Source organism: Marisediminicola sp. UYEF4, assembly GCF_040546025.1.
Taxonomy (GTDB): domain Bacteria; phylum Actinomycetota; class Actinomycetes; order Actinomycetales; family Microbacteriaceae; genus Marisediminicola.
The window spans coordinates 38,071-52,234 of the sequence record NZ_JBEPNA010000001.1 but is presented as its reverse complement, the minus strand read 5'-3'; the positions used below and the strand labels follow the sequence as shown (position 1 = coordinate 52,234).

General features: G+C 68.9%; 13 protein-coding genes and 3 tRNA genes. 8 read left to right on the top strand and 8 right to left on the bottom strand.

The genetic code is table 11. The features are described from left to right. Positions 1 to 98: 98 nt before the first annotated feature. Both hpt and tilS read right to left on the bottom strand, forming a co-directional pair. A complete protein-coding gene (gene hpt / locus ABIB15_RS00235; protein WP_354474297.1) occupies positions 99 to 653 on the bottom strand; it encodes a hypoxanthine phosphoribosyltransferase in 555 nt (184 codons plus the stop codon). A gap of 19 nt (positions 654 to 672) precedes the next feature. Then, complete coding sequence (gene tilS / locus ABIB15_RS00230; RefSeq protein WP_354474295.1) at positions 673 to 1,701, bottom strand: tRNA lysidine(34) synthetase TilS; 1,029 nt, start codon at positions 1,699 to 1,701, stop codon at positions 673 to 675. A gap of 92 nt (positions 1,702 to 1,793) precedes the next feature. On the opposite strand from tilS, the gene ABIB15_RS00225 reads away from it, so the two are divergent. Further along, entirely contained in the window at positions 1,794 to 2,288 is a 495-nt protein-coding gene (locus ABIB15_RS00225) for an inorganic diphosphatase (protein WP_354474293.1), read from the top strand. Between the two features lie 353 nt (positions 2,289 to 2,641). On the opposite strand, the gene ABIB15_RS00220 is transcribed toward ABIB15_RS00225, so the two are convergent. Next, a complete protein-coding gene (locus ABIB15_RS00220; RefSeq protein WP_354474291.1) occupies positions 2,642 to 3,976 on the bottom strand; it encodes a peptidoglycan DD-metalloendopeptidase family protein in 1,335 nt (444 codons plus the stop codon). 313 nt (positions 3,977 to 4,289) lie between these two features. Between ABIB15_RS00220 and ABIB15_RS00215 the strand changes: the two genes are divergently transcribed. From ABIB15_RS00215 to ABIB15_RS00205, 3 genes are all read left to right on the top strand, one after another. Beyond that, positions 4,290 to 4,362, top strand: a tRNA-Glu gene (locus ABIB15_RS00215). A 25-nt stretch (positions 4,363 to 4,387) separates the two neighbouring features. Next, positions 4,388 to 4,461 (top strand) — tRNA-Asp (locus ABIB15_RS00210). Positions 4,462 to 4,503: 42 nt separating this feature from the next. Then, positions 4,504 to 4,579, top strand: a tRNA-Phe gene (locus tag ABIB15_RS00205). 151 nt (positions 4,580 to 4,730) lie between these two features. Here the strand turns inward: ABIB15_RS00205 and ABIB15_RS00200 are convergent. The 4 genes from ABIB15_RS00200 to ABIB15_RS00185 form a co-directional block, all read right to left on the bottom strand. Next, positions 4,731 to 5,678 (bottom strand): MvdC/MvdD family ATP grasp protein, encoded by a 948-nt coding sequence (locus tag ABIB15_RS00200; RefSeq protein WP_354474289.1) that lies wholly within the window; start codon positions 5,676 to 5,678, stop codon positions 4,731 to 4,733. A 93-nt stretch (positions 5,679 to 5,771) separates the two neighbouring features. After that, positions 5,772 to 7,541, bottom strand: coding sequence for a M43 family zinc metalloprotease (locus ABIB15_RS00195; protein WP_354474288.1), 1,770 nt, complete (start codon positions 7,539 to 7,541; stop codon positions 5,772 to 5,774). A 25-nt stretch (positions 7,542 to 7,566) separates the two neighbouring features. Beyond that, the gene (locus ABIB15_RS00190) at positions 7,567 to 7,866 is read right to left on the bottom strand and encodes a hypothetical protein (RefSeq protein WP_354474286.1); all 300 of its coding nucleotides are present in this window, start codon (positions 7,864 to 7,866) and stop codon (positions 7,567 to 7,569) included. 83 nt (positions 7,867 to 7,949) lie between these two features. Then, positions 7,950 to 8,261 carry a helix-turn-helix transcriptional regulator gene (locus tag ABIB15_RS00185; RefSeq protein ID WP_354474284.1) on the bottom strand — a complete coding sequence of 104 codons (312 nt, stop codon included), beginning with the start codon at positions 8,259 to 8,261 and terminating at the stop codon, positions 7,950 to 7,952. A gap of 107 nt (positions 8,262 to 8,368) precedes the next feature. Between ABIB15_RS00185 and ABIB15_RS00180 the strand changes: the two genes are divergently transcribed. The 4 genes from ABIB15_RS00180 (at position 8,369) to ABIB15_RS00165 (ending at position 13,614) form a co-directional block, all read left to right on the top strand. After that, entirely contained in the window at positions 8,369 to 9,886 is a 1,518-nt protein-coding gene (locus ABIB15_RS00180; protein WP_354474282.1) for a proton-conducting transporter transmembrane domain-containing protein, read from the top strand. Then, positions 9,883 to 12,321: a DUF2309 domain-containing protein gene (locus ABIB15_RS00175; protein WP_354474280.1), complete on the top strand. Its 2,439-nt coding sequence runs from the start codon at positions 9,883 to 9,885 to the stop codon at positions 12,319 to 12,321. Before ABIB15_RS00180 ends, ABIB15_RS00175 begins: the two co-directional genes overlap by 4 nt. Beyond that, positions 12,318 to 12,635, top strand: coding sequence for a DUF190 domain-containing protein (locus tag ABIB15_RS00170; protein ID WP_354474278.1), 318 nt, complete (start codon positions 12,318 to 12,320; stop codon positions 12,633 to 12,635). Before ABIB15_RS00175 ends, ABIB15_RS00170 begins: the two co-directional genes overlap by 4 nt. A 118-nt stretch (positions 12,636 to 12,753) precedes the next feature. Next, positions 12,754 to 13,614 (top strand): EamA family transporter, encoded by an 861-nt coding sequence (locus ABIB15_RS00165; RefSeq protein WP_354474277.1) that lies wholly within the window; start codon positions 12,754 to 12,756, stop codon positions 13,612 to 13,614. A 12-nt stretch (positions 13,615 to 13,626) separates the two neighbouring features. On the opposite strand, the gene ABIB15_RS00160 is transcribed toward ABIB15_RS00165, so the two are convergent. Further along, positions 13,627 to 14,091, bottom strand: a complete 465-nt coding sequence (locus tag ABIB15_RS00160) for a methyltransferase family protein (RefSeq protein ID WP_354474275.1) — start codon at positions 14,089 to 14,091, stop codon at positions 13,627 to 13,629. Positions 14,092 to 14,164 lie beyond the last annotated feature (73 nt).

Here is a 14,164-nt window from a genome sequence, read left to right as displayed (position 1 = left end):
CCTTCCTTCAAGGTGTGAGGTGATTTCTGCAAGGCTACCGCCGCCCGGCTGGGTGCCTCCCACGTGTTTGCTGGCGGCGTAATGACGTGGCCCCGCGGTCAGTCTCGGTAGACATGGGGCGCGAGCACGCCGATTCCGCGCAGGTTGCGGTACTTCTCGCCGTAGTCGAGCCCGTAGCCGATCACGAACTCGTTGCCGATCTCGAAGCCCGCGTAGCGCACGTCGACGTCGACCTTGGCCGCCTTGGGCTTGCGCAGCAGGGCGCAGATCTCGACGGATGCCGCGCCGCGGCTCTCGAGGTTGGCGCGCAGCCAGGAGAGGGTCAGCCCCGAGTCGATGATGTCCTCGACGATGAGCACCTTGCGCCCGGTGAGGTCGGTGTCGAGGTCCTTGAGGATGCGCACGACGCCTGACGACTGCGTGCCGGAGCCGTATGACGACACCGCCATCCAGTCCATCTCGATCGGCAGGGTGAGCGCCCGCGCGAGGTCGGCCATCACCATGACCGCGCCCTTGAGCACGCCGACGAGCAGGAGGGTCTCCCCCGCATAGTCGGCGTCGATGCGGGCGGCGAGCTCGGCGATCTTGTCGTGGATCTGCTTCTCGGTGTAGAGCGTCGAGTCGAGGTCGTCGGCAATGTCGGTGAGTTGCATGTTGCTCCGGTGGGTCGTGTCAGCCGTGAGGGTGGATGGCGCCAGCGCTGAAGACGATCAGACCGTGTCGCCGTTCCACCCTAACGCCGGGCAGGTCCAGCGGCCCCTGCCCGTGCCACTCGGTGACGAGGCGGGCGACCTCGAGTGTGTGCGCGCGGCCGAGCGAGACGTCGAACTCGGCCCGCACGGCCAGGCGGATGAGACGCTGGCGCAGCGCGGGCGGGTTCGCCGCGAGCGCGGCGACGGGCAGCGAGATGCCGGCCTCGGCGGGTTCGGCCAGTTCCTCGATGATCTCGGATGCGAAGTGGTCGAGCGCCTCGGCATCCTCCCGCAGCTGCTCGGCGGTGCGCGCGAGCGCCTCGGCGACCCCCGGCCCGAGCTCGTGCTCGAGCGTGGGGAGCACACGTTGGCGCACGCGCACTCTCGTGTACACGGAATGGGAGTTCTGCGGGTCGTGCCAGGGCTCGAGCCCGGCATCCGCGCAGGCCTGCTCCGTGATCGGGCGGCGGATGCCGAGCAGCGGGCGCAGGTAGGCGCCGGATTCGCGGGCCATGCCCCAGAGGCTCGAGGCGCCGCTGCCGCGCGCGAGGCCGAGCAGCACGGTTTCGGCCTGGTCGTCGAGGGTGTGGCCGAGGAGCACGCGGGTGGCTCCGGTCTCGACGAGTGCGGCGTCGAGGGCGGCGTAACGGGCGTCGCGGGCGGCCGCCTCCGGTCCCCCCGCGCCGTCGACAGTCACCTCGCGAACGAGAACCGGGTCGAGCCCCAGGGCGGCGGCGGCACGGGCGGCCTGCGCCGCGACCTTCGCCGATCCGTGCTGCAGCCGGTGATCGACGATGACGGCGCCGGCCCGCAGCCCGAGCCGGGGCGCCTCGAACGCGGTCGCCGCAGCGAGGGCGAGCGAGTCGGGGCCACCGCTGAGGGCGACGAGGACGAGGGGACGGCGGGGTTCGGTCGACTCGGCCGCAGCGGGCAGCGCCGCCGTGATCGCCTCGCGCACCGCGCGGCGCACATCCGCGATCGCGGGAGTCAGACGGCGGCGGATGGTCATCCAGTAACGTTATTGCAGCGCGCCGCCGGTCGGTCCCGCGCATCCGCTTCCCGAACCAGCATCCACTTCGCCGTTCCACGAAAGGTCCAGCCATGTCTAGCTACGACGCCGTCATTGAGATTCCCAAGGGGAGCCGTAACAAGTACGAGGTCGACCACATCACCGGTCGCGTGTACCTCGACCGCGTGCTGTTCACCGGGTTCGTGTACCCGACCGACTACGGCTTCTTCGAGAACACTCTCGGGCTGGACGGCGACCCCGTCGACGTGCTCGTGCTGCTCGACTACCCCCTGTTCCCGGGCGTCGGCGTGAAGGTGCGCCCCGTCGCCGTGTTCAACATGACCGACGACGGTGGATCCGACGCCAAGGTCATCGCGGTGCCGGCAACCGACCCGCGATGGTCGCACATCCAGGATCTGAACGACATCCCGGAGTACACCCGCAAGGAGATCGAGCACTTCTTCGAGCACTACAAGGACCTCGAGCCCGGCAAGTGGGTCAAGACCGAGGGCTGGGGCGATGCGGCCGAGGCCGACGCGATCGTCGTCGCGGGCATCGAGAAGCTCGCCGTCGAGGGCGCGCACTAGGCACCGCGCCGCAGGTCGGCGGCGGGGCTCTCGCGTCGTCGCCGCGCCGCGCCGAGTGTGACGGTTCGCACCCAGAGTGCCCGGTGCAGCAGGCACGCTCGGCGGAGACGAGCACACTCGGCGGCGGGGGTCCCGTCCGGCGCCGCGAAGCACCGCGTCGCACCGCGTCGCACGTCGGCGGCGGGGCAGTCGCTCCGTCGCCGTCGCCGCGCCGAGTGTGACAGCTCCCACCCAAAGTGCCCGGTGCAACAGGCACACTCGGCGGAGACGAGCACACTCGGCGGCAAGCGGTCCGGCCCGGTCGCGCTCAGCCCACGCTGCCCAGCACGTTCAGACGCTGGCCGGCATCCGTCCTAGAACGAAACGCCCTGCCCCCGCATGAACTGCACGGGGTCGACGGTGCCGCCGCCGCGGCGCACCTCGAAGTGGAGGTGGCATCCGGTCGATCCGCCGGTGGTGCCGGCGAGCGCGATGAGCTGCCCGGCGGCGACGGACTGCCCTCGAGAGACGAGCAGCCCGCCGTCGAGGAGATGTGCGTACGCGGTGGACATGCCGCCGCTGTGATTGATCGACACGAAGTTGCCGTAGCGGCCGTTCGGGCCCGAGTAGGTGACCGTTCCCGACGAGGCCGCGTAGATCGGGTAGCCGCAACCAGCGCCGACGTCGGTACCCGCATGGAACGCGTAGATGCCGGAGTACGGATTGACACGGTTGCCATAGGAGCTGCTGACATACCCGGAGGACGGACGCACCCAGGCGCCCGACGGCGACGGCGCTCCGCCCACTGCTGCGCCGCCTCCACCGCCGCCTCCACCGGCCGGCGAGCTGGGGCCAGCCTTTGCGGCGGCGGCAGCTGCCGCCGCGGCGGCGGCGGCCTCGGCGGCGCGCGCGGCGGCGATGGCAGCCTGGCGTGCCGCTTCGACGCGCCTCGCCTCCTCTTCGCGGGCTCGCACGCCTGCCTGATAGTCGGCCTCAGTTGCCACACGGTTCTCCGCGAGCACCGAGAGCTGCGCGCGCAGCACGGCCTCGTTCTCCAGCTGCTCGGCGAGGGCGGCGGCGGCGGCATCCGCGGCGACGGTCGCAGCCTCGAGGGCGGCGGCGGCAGCATCCGCGAGGCCCTGCAGGGCGTCCTTGGCGACGTTCGCCTGGTCGGTGAGCGACTGCGCGGTGTTCTGGTCTTCGATGGCCTTCTGGTAGATGCCGGCCGACTGGTCGGTGATCTTGCTCGCCATGCCGAGCTGGGAGAGCAGGTCGGCGGCGGACTCGCCGTCAAAGAACAACGAAGCCGAGACGTCGCCGGCGCCCGAGCGGGCGAGACGCGCCGCGAGCTGACCGGCACGGAGCTTGGACTCCCCCGCCTTCAACTGGGCCTCGTCGGCCTGCAGCTGCAGCTGACCGGCCTTGTAGTTGGCCTCGTCGAACGCGAGCTGGGCCTTCTCGTAGTCCTCGCCGCGGGCAATCGCTGCAGCCTTGGTCTCCTCGACCTTGGTTGCGAGCTCCGCGAGCACCGCCTCGATGCGGGCGACTTCAGCCTGCTTCGCGCTCTCGTTGTTGCGTGCGTTCTCGACATCGGCCCACGTGGGGTATTCGATCGCGAACGCGGGCTCGGATGCGTTGCCCGTGATGCCCGCGGTGGTTGCGACCGCGATCGCGGCGATGACGGACAGGATGCGCACGCGCGCGCTCATTCGTGTCCCCGTGTGGCTACGTGAGCCCGTCGCCCCCCGGCGGCGTTCAGCGTTTGTCATATATCCCCGATTTGTGTGATTCCGATGGATCGATATCACGCGGTCACTTCTCTCAAACGCCGCCAATCATGGCAACGCCGGCGCACAGAGCACCACAAAACTCTCAACAAGCACTTGAATGTATCGCGTGCCGTGCAGAAGCGCCAACTTCTCATCAGTGTGGCGTCAATCGCGTCGCCACACCACGGTTTTGCAATTCGCCTCAGCCCACGTATGCTTACGTCTCGGTTGCTACGAAGTTCTTTTGCTTCATGGCCCCATCGTTTAGTGGCCTAGGACGGCGCCCTTTCACGGCGTTAACACGGGTTCGAATCCCGTTGGGGTCACAAAAACATCAGAACTAAATAGCATGGCCCTGTAGCGCAGTTGGTTAGCGCGCCGCCCTGTCACGGCGGAGGTCGCCGGTTCAAGTCCGGTCAGGGTCGCAAAGGCACGGATTTACTCTCGCCAGTAGTCCGTGCCTTGTTGGCTCTGTAGCTCAGTTGGTAGAGCGCACGACTGAAAATCGTGAGGTCACGGGATCGACGCCCGTCGGAGCCACCAACTCAACCCTCGCTCAGCGGGGGTTTTTTTCGTTTCCCCGCGCCACGTGGCCTCGCGCGGCGCCGTGCGCCAGTCCCCGATCTGGGGCGGACCCACAACTGGGGGCACGATCACGCGCACGCAGCCCCGGGCGCCACGGCTCGCGGCAGGATCATTCGCCGTGTTCGCGGTCGTGCCGGGACAGGCACGCGGCGATCGCCTGCGGTACGGGCTGCCCGGTGCGGTCGCTGGCGAACAGGTACTCCCCTCCCGGGTTCACCTCGAGGAACACGTGCTCGCCGTCGGGCGTCACCCGGAAGTCGGACGCCCCGTAGGCCAGGCCGAGCCGATCATGCAGGGCAAGAAGCGCCGCTGCCACCTCGTCCGGCAGCTCGTATGTACTGAACTTCGCCGACCCGATACCGGGGCGATAGTCGGTGCGGTACTCCGGCTCCGAGAGGATCGCGGCGGCGAAGATCTCGTGCTCGACGACGATGACCCGCAAGTCGAGGTCGGCCGGTACAAATTCCTGGAAGGTGACCGGCGCGTACCGCACGTCGTCGAGCCGCGCCCGGTCGTCGGCCGTGACGACGGCGGTGGACCGCGGCGCCTCCGCGATGTTGCGGAATGCCTTGCGAATCACTCCCCCCTCGTCCCGGGCGGCGATGAACTCCAGCGCCGCGGCCGGGTCGTTGGTAATGAGGGTCTCCGGCACCGACAGCCCGACCTGGCGGGCGACCTGCAGTTGGCGGATCTTACGCTGGCCGGCCTCGTCGCCGGCGGGCGGGTTCATCCAGAAGCACTCCATCGCGTGCCACAGGCCGGTCAACGCCTCGGTGCTCTCCGACCACGCGAACAGGCGGCTCGTGGCATCCGTCAGTGCGGGGTCAAGCCCGATCGGCCGCACACGCCGGTACCAGACCGCACCGATCTGATCGATGGGGATCGCGCCCTGCCCGTGGGGCGTGAGGGTTATCCGGTCGGCGGAGGTCCCGAATCGCACGTCGAGACGGGTGCGGTGCGGAAAGTCGGCGATGTCGAAGACGACCGCTGGCCGGTCGAGATGCTCGAGTACCCGCTCGACGTGGGCGTTGTCGGGAAAGCTGACGATGAGGATCATCGCGCCCTCCCCGGCACCACGAGCGCGCGCCTGGCGCGACCCGCCACGGGAGGGCGGATGCTCCCTCCCGCGGCGTGCATCGTGTCGACCCGCTCAGCCGAGCAGCGCAATGATCTGCGCGTAGACGCCAGCGAGCTGCTGCCAGCGCGCGACGTCGGCCGGCGACAGCTGCCCCTCCGCCGCTGCGCTGCTGTACTCAGACAGCATCCCCCCGAGCTGCTCGGCGATGACCGCGAGCGGCGAGACCTCCTCGGGCTGGCCCGCGCCGTACTCCGTCTCGTCCCGTCCGCCGATCACGAACGGCGTCGCGCCGCCGCCGAACAGACCGCCGAACCCACCGCCGCCGAGCGCCGGGTTGATGAGCGGGCCCGGGTCGATCGGTCCGATCTCCCCGCCGAGCTCCTTCACCGGATCGCGCAGCTGCTTGGGAATGTCGTCGGCGAAATCCTTGATGCCGTCCTTCGGGGCGTCCTTGATCGCATCCTTTGGAAGATCTTTTATCCCCTCCTTTCGCGGATCCTTCATCGGGTCCTTCGCGAAGTCCTTCATCATGTCTTTGCCGTAGTCCTTCGGACCGTCTTTGCTGAGGTCCTTCGGCCGATCCTTGATGAGATCCTTCGGCCTGTCCTTCACCCCGTCCTTCGGCTGGTCCTTGACGAGATCCTTGGGGTTGTCCTTGATGAGATCCTTCGGCCTGTCCTTCGGGAAATCCTTCACCCTGTCCTTCGGCTTGTCCTTCACCCCGTCCTTCGGGATGTCCTTGGCGACATCCTTCGGAATGTCCTTCGCGCCGTCCTTCGGGAAGTCCTTGATGCCGTCCTTCGGCTGGTCCTTGATGACGTCTTTCGGAAGGTCCTTCGGCAGGTCCTTGACGAACTCCTTGACCGGCTTCCCGAGACAGGGACCGCTGACGCCGATGCTCGACCGTGGCCCGTCGAGCGCCGCCTGCATGCGGTCGACCTGTCCCCTGGTGAACATGAACATCGCCGCGTCGTCCGTGTAGTCCATGTAGTTCATGAACAGGTCGCCGTTGGGGCCATTCGAGCACGACGACGACGGGAAGGTGGGCGTGCCATAGTTCGGTCCGCCCTGATTCGGGGTGTCGGCCACGAAGTCGCTTCCGGAGCATCCGGTTCCGTCGTCGCCCCAGATGTGGCGGAGGTTGAGCCAGTGGCCGATCTCGTGCGTCGTGGTGCGGCCGAGGTTGAATGGGGCGGCCGCGGTGCCGGTGGTGCCGAACCCGCTGTGGATGACGACGACCCCGTCGGTGGCGGTGGGCCCTCCCGGGAACTGGGCGTACCCGAGGAGCGACTGTCCGGACCCGCTGCGCAGATTGCCACAGACCCAGAGGTTGAGGTACCTGTCGGACGGCCAGGCATCCGCCCCGCCCGTCGCCGCGGACTTCACGTTGTCGGTGGCCGAGTTGAACGGCGTGGTGGTGGTCGAGGTGCGCGTGATCCCATCGGTCGGGTTGCCGTCAGGGTCGGTGGTCGCGAGCTTGAAGGTCACTCTCGCGTCGCCGATCAGTCCCTGGAAGGCCGTCGGGGTGGATGCCTTGTCGGCGTTCGTCGCCCGGAAGTCGGCGTTCAAGACGGCGATCTGGCTGTCGATCTGGGCGTTGGAAATGTTCTCGGTGGCGTTGCGGTAGACGACGTGCACGACTACGGGGATCTGCGTGCATCCGGTGCGCAGGGCGACCTGGGCGTCGAGCACGCGGGCGGTGCGGTTCTCGATCTCGGCTCTGGACTCGGCGTAGCCCTCGACGGTGCGGAGCAGTCTCTCGTTGACCTCACCTGTCGCGCAACTGCGATGCAGCGGCGCCTCGGTGGGCGATTCTTCGGCCTTGTCGGCTTTGGTGACCATTGCGGTTCACTCCTTCGGTGGGGAGTCAGTGCGGTCGCAGCTCCAGGTGGCTCGGGTCTGCGGAGAGCACGTCGTACGTCGCAGACCCGCCGGGGCTGCGAATGGTGAGAACGGCACCGTCGATTCTCCAGCTGCCGCCGCCGGTCACGCCTCGGTCATCGGGGCCTGGTTGCCCGGTGATCGCGCTGCCGTCGGCCCGCAGTGTGAACGACATCCGTCCGCGTGATGGCGGGAATTCGTACTCCTGAGTGCGGAATACCTGCACCCCGTCGCGGCCTTCCTCGTGGGAGTCAATCCACGTGCCGACGAGCTCGTCTGCCGTCATGGGGACCTCCTCGTCGCGCCCCGCCCACGCGGGTCGCGTTGATCCTCACATAGCCGTTCGCGCACGGTCAAGGGGTCGAGAATTCAAGGGCCATCGGGGGCGGCCGCCACAGTTCCTTGGGACGGGCGGGCGAAAATGGCCAGCAGTTCTCCAACCCGATGGTCGCTGTCCAACGGGTGCCGCAACGGCATCGCCGTGTGCAACCGGTAGCTGTTGCGACGACCTTCGCGCTCGCGCTCCAGGTAGCCGGCCTCTTCGAGCTCTGTGACGATCCGCTGGGCGGCGCGCTCGGTGATCCCGACTTGCACCGCCACGTCGCGCAGCCGCACGTTGGGATTCTCCGCCACGCACATCAGCACGTGCGCGTGGTTGGTGAGAAACGTCCATTGGGCCATCGGTGCAGCCTAGCCGTCACCTGTCATGAGACTCAGCACAGCGTATTCACGCTCTCCATTACCTGCTATCGTTTTCGTGTATTGAGTTTCAGGAAAACGAGGTAAGTGTGGACAACTGGTTGTTGGTGGCATCGGTCGTCACGTTGCCCTTCGTCGCCGCCCTGTCATCAGCGGTCGGAGGTCGCGCTGGCATCGACCGTGACCTGCTGGCTCGAGTCGCGTGCGGGCTCGTCGGAGTCGGATTCGTCGCCGCGCTGGCCGCCGGCTGGCTCGTTCTCGCCACCCGACAGCCGGGCATCGATGCCGGCTCCGGCCCGGTGCGACTGGACCCGCTCGCCGTAATTATGGCGATCCTCGTGCTGGGGCTGAGCGGGCTCATCCAGTGCTTCGCAGTGCGCTACCTCCGAGGCGACCTCCGGCAGGGATGGTTTGTCACGATGACGAACCTGCTCACCGGTTTCACCGTGTTGCTGGTCTGCGCCGGCTCTGTGCTCACCTTTGCCGCAGCGTGGGTCGCCGCGGGCGCCGCACTCGTGCTTCTGCTGGCGACCTACCCGTCGGCGCCACTGGCCCGGGCCGGCGTGCGGCGAACCGCCGTGCAGTTGGCCATCGGCGACACGGCCGTCCTGTCGGCCGCTGCTGTCATTACCGTCGGGGCCGGTGGGGACGTGCCGTTGAATCGTCTGGGATCGCTCCTGGCCACGCTGCCAGAGCCGGTCCAGATTCTGGTGGCGCTCCTGCTCGTCACCGGGGCACTGGCGCGTTCCAGCCAGATCCCGTTCCACACGTGGTTACCCAGTACTCTCTCGGCCCCCACCCCGGTTTCGGCGCTCATGCATGCCGGGGTGGTGAATGCGGGGGCGATTCTGCTGATCCGATTCGCCCCGGCGATCACTGTGCACCAGTCCGTGATGACGGTGGTCTTCCTTGCGGGTGCGGCAACGCTTGTGTACGCCTCCGCGGTGCGCATGGTCAAACCCGACGTCAAGGGCCGCCTGGTGTTCTCGACCATGGCCCAGATGGGGTTCATGGTGATGGCGTGCGGCCTGGGTGCCCTCGCCGCCGCGATCTTCCACCTGATCGCCCACTCCCTGTTCAAGTCCACTCTCTTTCTTGGCGCCGGAATGGGGGTGCGTACGCATGCCGCATCACGCGATCTTCCCGTGCGCCCGCCGACCCGGCGGCGGGTGGTCGTCGCGGCCGTCGCCGGCTCCGGTCTGCTCACCCTCGGCGCGCTGTTCGCCGCGCAGGCGACGATCAACCCCGGGGTGTCCCCGGCGAGCATCGGGTTGCTCCTCTTCGTTGCCGTCACCGGAATCGTGACGCTGGCGGTCGGGCTCGCGACGAACTTCTCTCGCCTGACCGTCGGTCTCGGCGTGCTGTCCATCGTGGGGATTGGCTTTGGCTACACCGCATTCCTTGCCCTCTTCGCGTCGGTGCTCGACGCCGAGGCCTCCGTCGCGGCGGCTCCCGTGTGGATGCTGGTCCTCCCGGCGCTGGGCCTCGGCGCCGTCGGACTGCTGACCCGCACCGGCAGGCGGTGGGGCGGCCTGCGCGATCTCGCATACAGCCGCGCGCTCGCCGCCTCGCTTTCCCCCACATCCTTCTCGAAAGGAACACCGTGAGCCTTCTGCTTCGCGTGGCCGTGGCCTCCGCCGCCCACGACATCGTGCCCTCCTGGCCGTTGGACTCCTTCATCGCCGTCAATCCGCTTGCCGGCAGCGAGTCTCGACCATTCGAGTCCGCGCGGTCGCTCGGTCCGCTCACACGGCAGCGGACCGACTACCTGGCCGACCACAAGCGGGGTCGAATCGTGCTCGCAGATCTCGAGGCTGCGGTGCGTCTGCGGATCCCCGAGCTGACGGGCACTGTCACGATCGGCGAGACCACCCTGCCCGCCGCTCGCCTGGCCGCACTGGAACTGGAGCTCGACCAGTCGCACGACACCGGCGCGAGCCTCCGCACCTCCCCGCTGAGCCGCCTTGACGAGATAACCAGCCGGTGGGTTGCGGCGTTCCTGACCCCTGATCCCCTCTGGCCGATGCCGCACCGGCAACACGGGCTCTACGCGGCGTGGCGCACGCTCATCCGTCACGACCCCTCCCTGGCGCCGGGAGCGCGGCGTCGCCTTCGCGGCTTGCCGGAGGGGCCGGATGCCGGGCTGGGGTGGGCGCTGGACCAGCTCGGAGTCGAAGCGGATGATGTTCAGAGGGTCCTTGCGCTCGAGCTTCACCAGCTGCCCGGGTGGGCCAGTCACATCAAGTGGCGCGCCGAGAAGGTCGGCGACATCGACCTCACCTCGTTTCTGGCGGTCCGGTTCGGCACCAGGCACGCCCTGCAGATCCCGCCGTCGCTCACCGGCCCGATCCCGCGCGAACACGAGCCAGCCACCGAATTGCAGCGTCGAGCCGAACTGCTGGCCGGCCGCCTCGTCGGCACCCACGTCGGCCCCGTCGATATTTCGACGGTGGCCCGGGTGCTGGCGGCGCACCCGACCCGGGACCACCTGTTCACCTGGCAGCTCGCCTACGAGTTGAACTACCGCAGCCGGCTCCTCTCTTCGCTGTCCACCGCACACGCACCCACCGAACGCCCGGGAATTCAGGTCGTCATGTGCATCGACCCGCGGTCCGAGGGTGCCCGCCGGCACCTCGAAACGGCCTCGACCATCGAAACCTTCGGCTTCGCCGGATTCTTCGGCGTTCCGATCCGGTTCGTGCGCCACCGCGGGAAGGGCGCCGTCAATTCCCTGCCGGCCCTCCTCACACCGCGGCACACCGTCACGGAGGCTCCCCGCGACGACGCCACGGCGACGAGGCGGGTCACCGCCGCGCGTCGACGCGACGCCGTTGACCGGGCGCTGCACGCGGGGGAATCCGGCACCGCGACCTCCTTCGCATTCGCCGAGACCGCCGGCTGGTTCTACGGGCTGACGAGCGTGCTTCGCACGTTCGCACCCGGACTGCTGGCGCGGATCCGGGAGGAGCGGCTCGCCGGCCGGGCGCTCGAGTCGAGCGTCACCGTCGCCGATGCCTTCACTCTGGAAGAGCGCGCGGTGCTGGCCGAGACGTCCCTGCGGATGATGGGGATGGCGCGGTTCGGCCGGCTCGTGGTGCTGGCCGGGCACGGGTCGGACAGCCGGAACAACCTCTACCAGTCCGCCTTGGACTGTGGAGCGTGCGGCGGAAACCCGGGGGCAGCGAACGCCCGCGCGGCCACCGTGATCTTCAACGATCCCGGCGTGCGCGAGCTGCTCGAGGCTCGCGGGATCAGCATCCCGAAGGACACGGTGTTCATCGCCGCCGAACACAACACCGTCACCGACGCGATCACGCTTCTCGACACCCACTCCCTGCCCGCCTCCCACCGCGCTCTGGCGGACGACTTCCTCCGGCGGCAGAGCACGGCGGCGGACCGTCTGGTTCGTGAACGCGCCCGCGACCTGCCCGGGGCGTCCCCGCGTCACTCGACGACACGCCTGCGCCGGCGCGCCCACGACTGGGCCGAGGTCTACCCGGAGCTCGGGCTGGCCGGCAACGCCGCGATGATCATCGGTCCGCGCGAGCTGACACGCGGCGTGGACCTGTCCCGCCGCGTATTCCTTCACTCCTATGTGCCGGAGTTCGACGCGCACGGCACGGGACTGGAGACCGTCCTGACGGCGCCGGTCGTCGTTGCCCAGTGGATCAACCACCAGTACTACTTCTCCAGCATCAATCCCGACCTTCACGGAGCCGGCACCAAGACGGTCCACAACGCCATCGGCACCATCGGCGTGCTCGCGGGCCAGGGCGGAGACCTGCGGCGGGGGTTGCCGTGGCAATCGGTCGGCGTCGGCACTGCCCTCCTGCACGAGCCGCTCAGACTGGCCGTCATCGTGCAGGCACCCCTCGAGACCATCGGCCAGATCATCTCCCGCAACCAGGTGCTGCGAGACCTGTTCGACAACGAGTGGATCACCATCACCGCTCGCGAACGGAGAACCGACCCGTGGATGCACTACACCCGGTATGGCTGGCACACGGCACCCCTGCCGCCAGCAGAAGGAGCACAGCAGTGAACAACCTCACCAAGATGACGAGAATCGAGATCGTCGTATCGGCGCGAGAGGCGCCAGCCATCCGCGACCTGATCACGTCGGCCGGAGCCACCGGATACACGGCGGTCTCCGGCGTCTCCGGCATCGGGCATCACGGCCAGCATTCCGGCGCGCTGCTGTTCAACGAGTACGACACACTCACGATGCTCATCACCGTGCTGCCCCCCGACAAGGCCGGCGACCTCATCGATGCGGTGCGCGAAATGCTTCACAGCTCAAGCGGGGTCATGTTCGTCGCCGACACCTACGTCAGCAGGCCCGAATACTTCCGCTGACGGTCGCCGGCCAGGCGATGCGTGCGCGGTCTGAGCCCGCGACCGAAACGTGGTCGACTCACCCGCTGGATAGTGTGGGCGTGCCCGTCGGGTTCGGGGCCGCAGCGGAAGGAACCGGATGCTCACCGCGATCCTCGGGCTGGGCACAGCCGTCTTCTTCGGTGCCGCGGACTTCCTCGGCGGGCTCGCCGCCGGCCGGATCCTCGCGATCCGGGCATCCGCTCTGAGCGCTCTCGCCGGGCTCATCCTGCTGACCGTGGCGCTGCCGATCTTCGGCGGCACCTGGTCGACGGGAGCGCTCGTCTGGGGAGTCATCGCGGGAGTCGTCGCAGCCTGCACCGTGGCACTGCTCTACGCGAGCCTCGCGATCGGGCCGATGAGCATCCTCGCACCGCTCCTGGCCGTCGTCGCGGCGATCGTGCCGGTCGCCTACGGACTCGCGAGCGGCGAGCAGCTCGCTCTCACCGGCTCTGCGGGCATCGTGGTCGCCCTCGCCGCGGTGGTCCTCGTCGGCGTCGTGCCACACACGGAGGCCGTGCGCCCTCTGGCCAGCGGCATCCTGCTGGCGATCCTTGCCGGTGCGAGCATGGGCACCGGCATCATCGTGCTCGACAACACCCCGGGCGACTCCGGCATCCTGACCCTCGTCGTCGGCCGCGGCGTCGCGGTGACCGTGCTGCTCGCCGCGGCCGCCTCGGTGGCCGCACGGGGCCCGCGTCGTTCGGGCAGTTGGCGCGGCGGCTGGGCCGGGGGCGTTCGCCTGGGCCTGGCCGGCGGGGTGCTCGCCGCGGCCGCCGATGTCTTCATGCTGACCGGCGTGCGCGTCGGCGACGTGTCGATCATCGGGGTTCTCGCCGCGCTCTGCTCGCCCATCACGGTCGTGCTCGCCGCGCTGGTCCTGCGCGAGCGGCTCGCTCCCCCGCAGGTCGTCGGCCTCGTTCTCGCGGTCGCCGCGGCGGGGCTGTTCGCGAGCGGCTGACCGCGCCGCCTTCTACCGGCGGAGCTTCCCGACGCCGGGAATGAAACGGCCGACGTCGGCGGCGTAGTTCTGATAGTCCGGATGCTCGTCGAGCAGCATCCGCTCCTCCCACCGCGACTTGAGCGCGAGCAGCACGAAGAGCCCCAGCCAGAGCACGAGATGCCAGACCGAGGCGCCGAGCAGCACGAGGCCGCTGCCGCCGACGAGGAGGCCGGTGTAGATCGGATGCCGCACCCATCCGTAGAGCCCGCCCGTGACGAGCGGCGCCCGGTCGCGCGGGATCGGGCTCGCGGTCAGGGCCGGTCCGAGGCCGAGCACGCCGAGAATGGCGATCACCAGTCCGGTGATGCCGAGCAGGATGCCGAGCGTCAGAACGGCCGGCGAGAGAGGCCAGAGCGCTCCGTGCGGGATGAGCACGAGCGCGGCGATGAGAAGCAGTTGCACGGCAACGAGCCCGGCGGCGAGCGAGCGCTTCATGGGTCGAGGCTACGCCCTCCCGTGCCCGTGACACGCGACGGCAATCCGGCCGGTGGCGGCCGCCGGCCCGACA

What these genes read in the sequence shown, in the direction of transcription:
- hpt (WP_354474297.1), bottom strand. Translation starts at nt 653, where the DNA reads ATGCAACTCACCGACATTGCCGACGACCTCGACTCGACGCTCTACACC.
- ABIB15_RS00225 (WP_354474293.1), top strand. Translation starts at nt 1,794, where the DNA reads ATGTCTAGCTACGACGCCGTCATTGAGATTCCCAAGGGGAGCCGTAAC.
- tilS (WP_354474295.1), bottom strand. Translation starts at nt 1,701, where the DNA reads ATGACCATCCGCCGCCGTCTGACTCCCGCGATCGCGGATGTGCGCCGC.
- ABIB15_RS00220 (WP_354474291.1), bottom strand. Translation starts at nt 3,976, where the DNA reads ATGAGCGCGCGCGTGCGCATCCTGTCCGTCATCGCCGCGATCGCGGTC.
- ABIB15_RS00195 (WP_354474288.1), bottom strand. Translation starts at nt 7,541, where the DNA reads ATGGTCACCAAAGCCGACAAGGCCGAAGAATCGCCCACCGAGGCGCCG.
- ABIB15_RS00185 (WP_354474284.1), bottom strand. Translation starts at nt 8,261, where the DNA reads ATGGCCCAATGGACGTTTCTCACCAACCACGCGCACGTGCTGATGTGC.
- ABIB15_RS00165 (WP_354474277.1), top strand. Translation starts at nt 12,754, where the DNA reads ATGCTCACCGCGATCCTCGGGCTGGGCACAGCCGTCTTCTTCGGTGCC.
- ABIB15_RS00160 (WP_354474275.1), bottom strand. Translation starts at nt 14,091, where the DNA reads ATGAAGCGCTCGCTCGCCGCCGGGCTCGTTGCCGTGCAACTGCTTCTC.
- ABIB15_RS00200 (WP_354474289.1), bottom strand. Translation starts at nt 5,678, where the DNA reads ATGATCCTCATCGTCAGCTTTCCCGACAACGCCCACGTCGAGCGGGTA.
- ABIB15_RS00190 (WP_354474286.1), bottom strand. Translation starts at nt 7,866, where the DNA reads ATGACGGCAGACGAGCTCGTCGGCACGTGGATTGACTCCCACGAGGAA.